The 11,923-nt window shown below is 62.9% G+C and carries 10 protein-coding genes; 2 read left to right on the forward strand and 8 right to left on the reverse strand.

Going from position 1 to position 11,923, the window contains the following annotated elements; all coding sequences use genetic code 11:
• Positions 1-9: 9 nt before the first annotated feature.
• A complete protein-coding gene (locus NKJ06_RS25295) occupies positions 10-819 on the reverse strand; it encodes an AraC family transcriptional regulator (protein WP_352633190.1) in 810 nt (269 codons plus the stop codon).
• A gap of 117 nt (positions 820-936) precedes the next feature.
• On the opposite strand from NKJ06_RS25295, the gene NKJ06_RS25300 reads away from it, so the two are divergent.
• A complete protein-coding gene (locus tag NKJ06_RS25300; protein ID WP_352633191.1) occupies positions 937-1,857 on the forward strand; it encodes a zinc-binding dehydrogenase in 921 nt (306 codons plus the stop codon).
• Between the two features lie 13 nt (positions 1,858-1,870).
• Here the strand turns inward: NKJ06_RS25300 and NKJ06_RS25305 are convergent, their stop codons facing one another.
• The 7 genes from NKJ06_RS25305 to NKJ06_RS25335 all read right to left on the reverse strand — a co-directional run bounded on the left by NKJ06_RS25305 (position 1,871) and on the right by NKJ06_RS25335 (position 8,217).
• Positions 1,871-2,623, reverse strand: a complete 753-nt coding sequence (locus tag NKJ06_RS25305) for an SDR family NAD(P)-dependent oxidoreductase (RefSeq protein WP_023812510.1) — start codon at positions 2,621-2,623, stop codon at positions 1,871-1,873.
• A gap of 51 nt (positions 2,624-2,674) precedes the next feature.
• On the reverse strand, positions 2,675-4,948 hold the full coding sequence (locus NKJ06_RS25310; protein WP_352633192.1) for a transglycosylase domain-containing protein: 2,274 nt from the start codon (positions 4,946-4,948) through the stop codon (positions 2,675-2,677).
• 178 nt (positions 4,949-5,126) lie between these two features.
• Positions 5,127-5,273, reverse strand: coding sequence for a hypothetical protein (locus tag NKJ06_RS25315; protein ID WP_352633193.1), 147 nt, complete (start codon positions 5,271-5,273; stop codon positions 5,127-5,129).
• Between the two features lie 25 nt (positions 5,274-5,298).
• Complete coding sequence (locus tag NKJ06_RS25320) at positions 5,299-5,553, reverse strand: GlsB/YeaQ/YmgE family stress response membrane protein (RefSeq protein WP_352633194.1); 255 nt, start codon at positions 5,551-5,553, stop codon at positions 5,299-5,301.
• 233 nt (positions 5,554-5,786) lie between these two features.
• A complete protein-coding gene (locus NKJ06_RS25325) occupies positions 5,787-5,987 on the reverse strand; it encodes a hypothetical protein (protein WP_352633195.1) in 201 nt (66 codons plus the stop codon).
• 98 nt (positions 5,988-6,085) lie between these two features.
• Positions 6,086-6,706, reverse strand: coding sequence for a ribonuclease D (locus NKJ06_RS25330; protein WP_352633196.1), 621 nt, complete (start codon positions 6,704-6,706; stop codon positions 6,086-6,088).
• Between the two features lie 125 nt (positions 6,707-6,831).
• On the reverse strand, positions 6,832-8,217 hold the full coding sequence (locus tag NKJ06_RS25335) for a M20/M25/M40 family metallo-hydrolase (protein ID WP_352633197.1): 1,386 nt from the start codon (positions 8,215-8,217) through the stop codon (positions 6,832-6,834).
• Positions 8,218-8,635: 418 nt separating this feature from the next.
• Here NKJ06_RS25335 and polA point away from each other — a divergent pair, with 418 nt between their 5' ends.
• Positions 8,636-11,593 (forward strand): DNA polymerase I, encoded by a 2,958-nt coding sequence (gene polA / locus NKJ06_RS25340; protein WP_352633199.1) that lies wholly within the window; start codon positions 8,636-8,638, stop codon positions 11,591-11,593.
• The last annotated feature ends 330 nt before the right edge of the window (positions 11,594-11,923 follow it).

The following is an 11,923-nucleotide window of genomic DNA, read 5'->3' on the forward strand; positions in this document are numbered from 1 at the left end:
GCGGGTTGATCACGCGACGAATGCGGAGCCGCTAGGCTGTACGACACTGCCGAGGTATTTTGCCGGGGGCTTCCCAAGCGCCTTCTTGAACATGGTGATGAAGGCCGTGACCGACCCGTAGCCGAGGTCGCCCGAAACCTGCTGCACGCTCGCACCCGAGGCCAGCTCTCGTATTGCGACGATCAGGTGCAATTGCTGGCGCCAGCGTCCGAAGCTCAGCCCTGTCTCCTTCACCACGAGACGGGCGAGACTGCTCTCGCTGAGCGCAACGCGGTTGGCCCATTCTGCCAGTGTGCTGCGATCGGCAGGATCTTGCGCCAGCGCTTCGGCTATCCGCCGCAAGCGCGGCTCGGACGAAATCGGCAGATGCAACTGCTGGACAGGCATACGCGGCAGCTCGGTAAGCAGGGTCCTGGTCAAAAGCTCATCCCTCGCCTGATCGTCCTGCGCACCATCGGACAGCTCGATGATCAGTTCGCGCAGCAGCGGCGAGATCGAAAGCGTGCAGCAGCGTTCCGGCAGATCGGCGGCTCCCGGCTCGATGTAGACGAAAAAAATCCGGGCATTGGCGGTCGCGACATTGCTGTGCTCCATGCCGCTTGGAATCCACACCCCGCAATGAGGCGGCACCATCCACAGGCCGCTGGGGACGCGACATGTGACGCCGCCTCCGAGCGCGAAGACGAGTTGCCCTTTGCGGTGCCGATGGGCGGGCACTTCCGCTCTGGTCTCGGGGACGTCGACGCGCACGGCAATCGCTGGCGCGGAAGGGTCATCCACATCGAAATCGAGCCAAGGGTAGCGGAGAGGCTGCTTCATGGTTGACGGTTTTTAGCGATCAATTGCCTTCATATCTAAATTATTCAAAGGCAAAAATCGATAGGGTCCACTTGCGAATGAGCGGTGCGTCCACCACGCAGCAATGAGGTATGAACCATGCTCGCCCTCGTCATCTCTTCCGTCAGCGCGACCGGACTGAAGATCGCGGAGCTTGCCGAGCCTCAACCGACCCCGAACGAGGCGCTTGTCTCGGTCCATGCGACCTCGTTGAACCGTGGCGAACTGCGCCTGCTTGCCATCCGTTCGAACGGCTGGATCCCGGGTCAGGACATCGTTGGGATTGTCGAACGGGCAGCAGCCGATGGCTCCGGGCCAGCCGTAGGCACCCGGGTTGCGGCTCTGGTCGACCAGGCCGGATGGGCCGAACGGGTCGCCGTGCCAACCGACCGCCTCGCAGTCCTGCCGGATGACGTCAGCTTCGTCTCCGCCGCCACGCTTCCGGTCGCGGGCACGACGGCGCTGAGGACTTTGCGCCATGGCGGCGATCTGGCCGGCCAGCGGGTCCTGATCACCGGCGCAAGCGGTGCGGTCGGCCGTTTCCAGATCCAGATCGCCCGCGAGCAAGGCGCCTCGGTGACCGCGATCGCCGCCGCCCGGCATGCCGACGATCTCCGCGGCCTGGGAGCTATGCAGGTTGTCGAGTCGATCGAGTTGGCTGAGGGACCGTTTTCGCTGATCACCGAATCGGTCGGTGGCCAAAGCCTCGCACACGCGATCGAACGCGTCGCGCCTGGCGGAACCATCGTCATGTTCGGTTCGAGCAGCGGCGAACTGACGCCCGTTGGATTCCGCCAGTTCGTTCCGGATCATGAGGGCGCGAGGCTTCAAACCTTTGCGTACTACACCTCAGGTCCAGGCATTGGCGCGGACATCGCCTCGCTGCTCGCTCTGGTCGCCGTTGGCCGGCTCGAAACGCGCGTGGCCCTTACCATCCCGTGGACAGACATTGCTCACGCCCTGGACGCACTGCGACAGCGCAGCTTCAGCGGCAAGGCCGTTCTCACCATAACCGGATGATCACCCTGTTTTGTCACACGTGCTGGCCGCCATTGATGTGGATTTCCGAGCCCGTCACATAGGATGCCTGCTGCGAGCACAGGAAGAAGATGATGTCGGCGACCTCAGCCGTGGTGCCGAGCCTTCTCAGCGGGATCGTCTCGACGATCTTGTCCGTGCCCGGTGACAGGATCGCGGTATCGATTTCGCCCGGCGCGATGGCGTTGACGCGGATGCCGTGCGGGCCGAAATCATGCGCCATCTCCCGTGTCAGCGAGCCGAGTGCGGCCTTCGATGTCGCATAGGCGGTGCCAGCGAAGGGATGCACGCGGGTTCCGGCGATCGAGGTGACGTTGACGATGGAGCCCTTGGCCGCGGCCAATTCCTTGAACAGGCCGCGCGCCAGCATGATCGGCGCGAAGAAATTGACCTGGAACACGTCGCGCCAGACATGCATCGGCGTGTCGATCGAGTCCATGCGGCTGTTGCCGTCCTTCAGTTTTGGCGAGATGCCGGCATTGTTGACCAGCGCGTGCAGCTGGCCGCCATGCGCTTCCAGCCGATGGCGGATTTCCGACACGGCGATGCCGACATCCTCCTGATCGGCAAGATCGACCTTGATGTGGTCTTCCGGCCCGGCTGGCCACGGGCAATCCTCGGCAAAGGCCTGGCGCGAGCAGGTGATGACGCGCCAGCCTTCGCGCGAAAAGCGCTTGACCGTGGCGTGGCCGATGCCGCGGCTGGCGCCGGTCAGCACGATGGTCTTTCTGGTGTCGAGTTCGGTCATTTTGGGAGGTGTAGCCGAACCGCGTCTCGGAGGCGAGAGGCGAGTTGCCGCTCAGCCGCCGCCAAGGAGATCGAGGATCGAGGTCTGCCGCTTCTTGCGCGGACCGCCGACGTCACCCGGCGGCACCGGGTGCTTGATCGACGCGGTGGCGCCGTCATCCTCGGGCATGGAAAGGCCATCATCGGCATCGACGGTCTGAGCGGGACGCGCCGCGCGGACCGGCGCTGGCGCTTGGGCGACCGGTGCGGCTGGCCGCGCCTGCTGGCCGACGGACGCTGATGGAACCGGCGCCGGTGGTGTGTTGTTTGCCGAGGGTATCTCGTCGGGTACGATGGTGTCGGCCGGCGTCGATTTCCAGGTGCCGGGCAGCGGCCGCACCGGCACGCCCTCGTGGGCTGCGACCATGAATTCGTGCCAGGCCTGCGCCGGCAATGCGCCGCCGGTAACCTTCTTCATCGGGCTGCCATCATCATTGCCGAACCACACGCCGGTGGTGAGGTTGGCGGTGTAGCCGACGAACCAGGCATCGCGCGAATTCTGGCTGGTACCGGTCTTGCCGGCCGACGGCCAGGCGAAAGCCGCTTTCCGGGCGGTGCCGATCTCGACCGTACCCGTCATCATCGAATTCATCATGCCGACGATCTCGGGCTTGACCACGCGCGGCGCGTTGCCGCCACCGCTGTCGTAGAGCACCTTGCCATCGGTGGTCGTCACGCGGCGGATGAAATGGATGTCCGGCTTGTAGCCGCCATTGGCAAAGGGGACATAGGCCGATGTCAGTTCCAGCGGCGTCACTTCCGAGGTGCCGAGCGCGATCGAGGTGTTGGACTGCAGATCGGATTGGATGCCCATGCGGTGGGCCGCCTCGACCACAGCGTTGGGCCCGACCTCCATGGTCAGCTGGGCCGCGACCGAATTCAGCGATTTGGCCAATGCGGTGGCCAGCGTCACCTTGCCGAAATATTTGCCGTGGTAATTGTCGGGCGTCCAGTTGCCGATCTTGATCGGCGCGTCGTTGCGCACGCTGTCGGGTGTGCGGCCGGCTTCAAGGGCTGCCATATAGACGAACGGCTTGAATGCCGAGCCCGGCTGGCGGCGTGCTTCGGATGCGCGATCAAACTGGCTGGTCGAATAGTCGTAGCCGCCGACCATGGCGCGCACCGCGCCGGAATCGTCGATGGACACCAGGACACCCTGGCTGACGTTGAGCTTCTTGCCACTTTCGTCGATCAGCCTGCGGATAGACTGTTCGGCGAGCTTCTGCAGGTTCAGGTCGACGGTGCTGTCGACGACGATGTCGCCGCGTACGTCGCCGATCAGATCAGGCAGTTCTTCCATGATGGTGTCGGCGACGTAGTTCTCCGAGCCGGTCCAGTAGGACGGCGCGCGCGTTGCCGGCGCGCTCATCGCAGAGGTCAGTTCCTTGGCGCTGATCTTGCCCTCGTCGCGCATGGCGGCAAGCACCAGTTGCGAGCGTTCTTCGGCGGCCTTGGGGTCACGTGCCGGCGACAACCGCGACGGCGCTTTCAACAGGCCGGCAAGCAGGGCGGCTTCCGACAGGGTGACGTCGCGCGCGCTCTTGCCGAAATAGCGGCGCGAGGCCGCTTCGACGCCATAGGCGCCGGAACCGAAATAGACCCGGTTGAGGTACATTTCGAGGATCTGGTCCTTGGTGTGCTTGTGCTCCAGCCACAACGCCAGCAGCACCTCCTGCACCTTGCGCTCCAGCGTACGGTCGGGCGTCAGGAACAGGTTCTTGGCCAATTGCTGGGTCAGCGTCGAGCCGCCTTGCGAGAAATGCCCGCCCAGAACATTGGTCACCATGGCGCGCGACAGGCCGATCGGGTCGATGCCGAAATGCGAATAAAAGCGGCGGTCCTCGATGGCGATGACGGCCTCGGGGATATAGGGCGACATTTCGTGCAGGCCGACGGCTTCGCCCCCGCTCATGCCGCGATTGGCGAGCAATTGGCTATCGGCCGAGACGATCTTGATATTGGGTGCGCGGTCGGGGATCGACCAGGTCGTCGCCGCCGGCATCTTGGCGCCGTAATAGACGACGATGCCGGCCACCGCGATGCCGCCCCAGATGGCGAGCACGAAGCACCAGTAGAACAGCCGGCCGAGCACGCCGAACAGGCCGCGCCGGCTTCTGCCGCGCTTGGCCCGCGACGATTTTCCTTTGGCCGGCTTGCGTTTTGCGGAGGCTTTGCGATTGCTCGGCACGACGCGATCCTCCTCGTTCACCGAAAGACCCGCCGAGGATCGTGCCTGCGGCGGTCCCTCGAAACTGGGTTCGATGCGGCTGTCTCTGCGGTTCGCCATGCGCTGTGCTTGATATCCCCGATGCCTATGGCGTTCGGGTTGAAGAGTAGATGCGGCGATTTAAGGGCGGGTTAAGTCGGGAAAAATCGAAGCAATGTGGATTCAATTGCTTGCGAACTGGTTCGAACGACGCATCAGCACCGTTCACTACGACAAAAGGCGACGATGACCGGGGTCCTCAATTCTGCTGGATCGAGATGCCTTTGTCGTCGATCTTGAGTTCGACGCCCTTCGGCTTGGTCTGCTCTCGGTAGACGTAGGCGCCAAGCGCAATGACCACGACGACGAGCGCGCCAATGATGAGATAGAGCGTGTTCTGTTTCATGGCGCGCTCTTTGCGTTATCAAGCCTCAAGCTCGTTTCAGGACTTTGACCAGCACCAGCAGGATGATGGCGCCGATGGTGGCGTGGATGATTGCAGCGAGAATGCCGCCGCCGATGGAGAATCCGATCCGCGGGAGCAGCCAGCCGGCGATGAACGCGCCGACGATGCCGACGATGATGTTGCCGATCAGGCCGAAGCCGAAGCCGGAAACGATGAGACCGGCGAGCCAGCCGGCGATGGCACCGATGATGATGAAGACGAGCAGGCTTTCGACACCCATAGATTTCCTCCAAGCAAGAGGCGACGGCGGAACGGAAAGCTCCGAATCGGCCTCGATATCAATGGCTTCAGGCTATTCGAAAGCTACCAGCCTCGCTAGCGGCCGCTCACCAGAGCAATTCTGGGAAAAGTGTGAAGCGTTTTCCCGGGAAAAGCGCGTAGCGCTTTCCCTAGAGGATTGCGTCAAACAAGGAGTTAGAGCAGCTCGCCGTTTCCGTGAAACGGTGAACTGCTCTAATCGTCGTCATCGCTTGCGGCAGGCCGCCAAGTGGTCGGCTCGACCTTCTTTTGCGTGTGACTGTCGGTGTAGACCCACCAGCCGTCGTCGCGATATTGCGCGATGGATTCATTGATGACGCCGTCGCTGTCCTTCCAGGTGACGGAGACCTTGGAGCCATCGGTCGGCGCGGTCGCTATCGGCTTTCTGTCCGTCATGTTATCCCCCTTGGACCGACGAAGCTGAGCCGACAGAACGCGGCGGCCCGCATCTGGTTCCAAAGCCGGCCATCGGCAGACGATCGCCGCGACGACCGTCAGCTATGGGCGAAGATATCCTCTTCGTCCCAGCCCATCAGATCGAGTTTGGCACGCGTCGGCAGGAAGCGAAAGCAGGCATCGGCTTCCTTTGTCCGCCCGTCTCGCGCCAGCCGCCCGGCCAGCACGTCGCGCAAACGGTGCAGATAGAGCACGTCGGAAGCCGCATATTCGAGCTGTTCGGGCGACAGCGTTTCGGCCGCCCAATCCGATGATTGCTGTGCCTTGGACAGGCCGACGCCGAGAAGCTCAAAGCAGATGTCCTTCAGCCCGTGCCGGTCGGTATAGGTGCGGGTCAGCCGCGAGGCGATCTTGGTGCAAAACACCGGCTCGGGCATCACGCCGAATGCATTGTAGAGCACGGCGAGGTCGAAACGGCCGAAATGGAAGAGCTTGGTTATGCCGCGGTTCCTCAGCAGGCTGACGAGGTTCGGCGCCTTCTTCTGGCCGGGCGCTATCTGGATGACATCGGCCGTGCCGTCGCCAGGCGAGATCTGCACCACGCATAGCCGGTCGCGATGCGGATTGAGCCCCAGCGTCTCGGTGTCGATGGCCACCGCCCCGACATTGTAGTGCAAGAGGTCGGGCAGGTCATTTTTGTGGAAACGGATGTCGGCCATTGTCTTCTCCGGTCGAGCCTCGGCGCCCCCTTGATACGCAAGGGACACCGAAGCGCTTTTATCTCGTGGCCCGTCCTCGCCGCGATCCGCCGAAAAATCAACTGAAAGTTGATTTTCACGCCGCCTCAGCGGGTCAGCGCCTCCAGAATCCGTGCCCAGGAGCGCTGGCCCTTGTGGAAGGAGCTGAGTTCGTATTTCTCGTTGGGCGAGTGGATGCGGTCGTCGTCGAGACCGAATCCGACCAGCAGCGATTCCATGCCGAGATAGGTCTGAAAATCGCCGACCACCGGGATCGAGCCGCCGCTGCCCGTCGTCACCGCCGGCTTCGGCCATTCGTCGGACAGCGCATTCTTGGCCTTGGCCAGGAACGGCGAGTCATAGGAAAGCTGGATGGCCGGCGAGCCGCCATGCGGGTGGAATTCGACCGAACAGTCGGCCGGAATGCGCTCCTTGACGAATTTCTGGAACGCGGCGCGGATTTTCTTCGGATCCTGTTTATGGACGAGGCGAAACGACACCTTCGCCGAGGCTTCCGCCGCAATCACCGTCTTGAAGCCCTTGCCGGTGTAGCCGCCGATAATGCCGTTGAACTCGGCCGTCGGCCGCGCCCAGGTCAGTTCCAGCACCGAGCGGCCCTTTTCCCCCGACGGGATCGACAGGCCGACTGGTCCAAGGAACGTCTCGGCCGTCTCGCCAAGCGTCTCCCATGATTTCAGGATTTGTGACGGCGTTTCCTCGACCCCGTCGTAGAAGCCGGGAATGGTGATGTGGCCGTCCTTGTCGTGGATATCGGCCAAAACCTTGACCAGGATGCGGATCGGATTGGCGGCAGCACCGCCATAGAGGCCGGAATGCAGGTCGCGGTCGGCGGCCTTCACCGTGATCTCCTCACCGACCAGCCCGCGCAATCCGACGCAGATCGACGGCGTGTCGCGGTCCCACATGCCGGTATCGCAAACCAGCGCGAAATCGGCCTTGAGCTCGTCGGCATTGGCTTCGAGGAACGGCTTCAGCGACGGCGAGCCGGATTCCTCCTCGCCCTCGAACAGGATGGTGATGCGGCAAGGCAAATTGCCGTGCACCTGCTTCCAGGCGCGGCAGGCCTCGACGAAGGTCATCAGCTGGCCCTTGTCGTCGGCCGAGCCGCGTCCGGTGATCACCTTGTGATCCGGGCCGACCTCCTTGACCGCGGGGGCGAACGGATCGCTTTCCCACAATTCGATCGGATCGACCGGCTGCACGTCATAATGGCCGTAAAACAGCACATGCGGCGAACCGGCCGGGCCATCGTGATGGGCGACCACCATCGGGTGTCCGGGCGTGTCGCGCACACTGGCATCGAAGCCGATCAGCTTGAGCTCCGCCACGAGCCATTCCGCCGCCTTGCGGCAGTCGGCGGCATAGGCCGGATCGGTGGAGATCGACTTGATCCTGAGCAGGCCGAACAGGCGTTCGAGGCTCTGGTCGAGATTCTTGTCGAGACGGTCGAGGACGGGGGAAACTGCGGACATGTATGAAGCCTTTCGATTCAGAACCGGAACCGTAAAGGCAGGACAGGAAAACGAAAAGCCCGCGATCATTGGACCACGGGCTGCAAATGCCTGTCTGAGGTAAAAAAAGACCGCCGTGGTGGAGGGGGAACCACGGCGGCCTTCTACTCGAAACGTTGCGGCAGCCCGGAGAGGGGGGATAGGCTGCCGCAGTTGTCCGGGATAGGCGGGGGACGGGCCTTGCTCCGGACTCGGCGAAAATTGCCGATGCCATGTATCTGTGTCTTTGAACATGGCGATTCAAGGGCACGAAGATTACAGTTTTGTAACATGGCCGTGAACGGGCCGACTGGCCGTTCTGTCAGGGTGTTGCCGGAACCGATATTTGAGGCCGCCTTTGGCATGGACCAAGCCGCCGCGCCGCGCTATCCCTGCCGACATGAAAAAAGGCGACCATCTCTTCCTTGTCGACGGCTCCGGCTACATCTTCCGTGCCTATCACGCGCTACCGCCGCTGACCCGCAAGTCCGACGGCCTGCCGGTCGGCGCCGTTTCCGGTTTCTGCAACATGCTGTGGAAGCTGGTACTCGACGCCCGCAACACCGATGTAGGCATTGTGCCGACGCATTTCGCCGTCATTTTCGACTATTCGTCGAAAACCTTTCGCAACGACCTCTACCCCGAATATAAGGCCAACCGCTCGGCGCCGCCGGAAGACCTGATCCCGCAATTCGGCCTGATCCGCCAGGCAACCAGGGCGTTCAACCTGCCTTGCATAGAAACCGAAGGCTATGAGGCCGACGATCTGATCGCCACCTATGCCAGGCTCGCCTGCGAGGCCGGCGGCGACACCACCATCATCTCCTCCGACAAGGACCTGATGCAACTGGTCGGCGACACGGTCGGCATGTACGACCCGATGAAGGACCGTCAGATCGGCATTCCCGAGGTCATCGAGAAATGGGGCGTGCCGCCGGAAAAGATGGTCGACCTGCAGGCGCTGACCGGCGATTCGGTCGACAATGTGCCGGGTGTGCCCGGCATCGGGCCGAAGACGGCAGCACAACTGCTCGAACAGTTCGGCGACCTCGACACGCTGCTGGCCCGCGCCGGCGAGATCAAGCAGGACAAGAGGCGGGAATCCATCATCGCCAATGCCGACAAGGCGCGCATTTCGCGTCAGTTGGTGACGTTGATGAACGACGTGCCGGTGGCCGAGGGGCTGGACGACTTCGTGCTGCACCCGCCGGACGGCCCAAAACTGATCGGCTTCCTCAAGACCATGGAATTCACCTCGCTCACTCGCCGCGTGGCGGAAGCGACTGGCACCGAGGCAGGTGATGTCCAGGCCGTCGCGGTGACAGTCGAACGCGCCGATTATGCCCATGGCCCGGATGTCGGGGCCGGAGTGCCAGCTGTTACCCGAGCCGAGTCCGGCGCCGAGCCTGGCCAGGCCGGCGGAGCGGCAACGACAGAAACGTCAAAACAAGGCGACACCCCTTCCCTGCTTGCCGCGCTGAGGCTGGAGAGTGCGGCCACCCGCAAGATCGATACATCTGCCTATCACTGCATCCGCGATGTCGCGACCTTGAAAGCCTGGGTCGCTGAGGCAATCGGGACCGGCCTTGCCGCTTTCGACGTCAGGGCGACGTCGGCCGATCCGATGCAGGCCGAATTGACCGGCATATCCATCGCCACGGCGCCCGGCCGCGCCGCCTACATTCCTTTTACCCACAAAAGCGGCAATGGTGACCTGCTTGGCGGTGGCATGGTTGAAAACCAGATTCCTCTCCGCGAGGCGCTGGCCTTGCTGAAACCGCTGCTTGAAGACAAGTCGGTTCTCAAGATCGCGCAGAACCTGAAATACGATCTTGTCGTCATGAGCCGTTATGGCATCGATGTCGCGCCTTTCGACGACACCATGCTGATCTCCTATGTGCTCGATGCCGGCACCCCCCATGGTCACGGCCTAGACTCGCTTGCCGAGAAATGGCTGGGTCATACCCCTCTCCAGCTCAAGGACGCTACCGGCTCCGGCAAGAACTCCGTCGGGTTCGATCAGGTCGACCTCGACAAGGCGACCGCTCATGCCGCCGAAGACGCCGATATGACGCTACGGCTCTGGCTGGTGCTGAAACCACGGCTTGCCGCCAAGGGGCTGGTGTCGGTCTATGAACGGCTGGAACGGCCGCTGGTGCCGGTGCTGGCACGCATGGAGCAGCGCGGCATCTCGGTCGATCGGCAAATCCTGTCGCGGCTGTCGGGCGAACTGGCGCAGGGCGCCGCCCGGCTGGAAGAGGAAATCTACCAGCTCATCGGTGAGCGCATCAACATCGGTTCGCCCAAGCAGCTCGGCGACATCCTGTTCGGGCGCATGGGCCTGCCCGGCGGTTCCAAGACCAAGACCGGCCAGTGGTCGACCTCGGCGCAGCTTCTCGAAGACCTTGCCGCCGAGGGCCATGAACTGCCGCGCAAGATCGTCGACTGGCGACAGCTGACCAAGCTGAAATCGACCTATACAGACGCGCTGCCCGGCTTCATCCACCCCGACACCAAGCGCGTCCACACCTCCTACGCATTGGCCGCGACGACGACCGGACGCCTGTCATCCTCCGATCCGAACCTGCAGAACATCCCGGTGCGCACCGCCGAAGGCCGCAAGATCAGGACCGCCTTCATCACCGACAAGAGCCATCGGCTGGTCTCGGCCGACTACAGCCAGATCGAGTTGCGCGTCCTCGCCCATGTCGCCGAGATCCCGCAACTGCGGCAGGCTTTCGCTGACGGCGCCGACATCCACGCCATCACTGCGTCGGAAATGTTCAACGTGCCGGTCGAAGGCATGCCTTCGGAGGTCCGCCGCCGCGCCAAGGCGATCAATTTCGGCATCATCTACGGCATTTCGGCCTTCGGCCTCGCCAACCAGCTGTCGATCCCGCGTGAGGAAGCCGGCAACTACATCAAGAAATATTTCGAGCGCTTCCCCGGCATCCGCGACTACATCGAGGAGACCAAGGCCTATGCCCGCGAGCACGGTTTTGTCGAAACGATCTTCGGCCGCCGCATCCATTATCCGGACATCCGGTCCTCAAATCCCTCGATCCGCGCGTTCAACGAGCGCGCCTCGATCAACGCCCGATTGCAAGGCACCGCCGCCGACATCATCCGCCGTGCCATGATCCGCATGGAGGAGGCGCTGGAAAAAGCAGGCCTTTCGGCTCGTATGCTGTTGCAGGTGCATGACGAACTGATCTTCGAGACGGTCGAGGCGGAAGTCGAGGCAACGATCCCGGTTGTCCGTCACGTCATGGAGAATGCGGCGATGCCAGCGGTGTCCATGTCGGTGCCGCTGCACGTCGACGCCCGCGCCGCCAACAACTGGGACGAGGCGCATTAGCCTAGCGGCTGGACGCCGCGATCCTTCGCACCCCCCTCTGTCCTGCCGGACATCTCCCCCGCAAGGGGGGAGATCGGATGTCGTTCCTGGTTTCGCCAACCGCCAACGTTGCAGGAATGAGCGGAGCGCCGAAGCTGCCAATCTCTCCCCTTGCGGGGGAGATGTCCGGCAGGACAGAGGGGGGTGCTGTCCCATAGGCGCTAACTTAGGTGTGGACTGGTGGAATCGAGATGTGATTCCTGGGTCAGATGCGAACGAATGATTCGATCGAAACCGACTGGCAGGCTCTGATATCGAGGCTGTCGCAATCGCTTGACCTTGATGCGACGG

This window comes from Mesorhizobium sp. M0293 (assembly GCF_040321735.1).
In the GTDB taxonomy this organism is placed as follows: domain Bacteria; phylum Pseudomonadota; class Alphaproteobacteria; order Rhizobiales; family Rhizobiaceae; genus Mesorhizobium.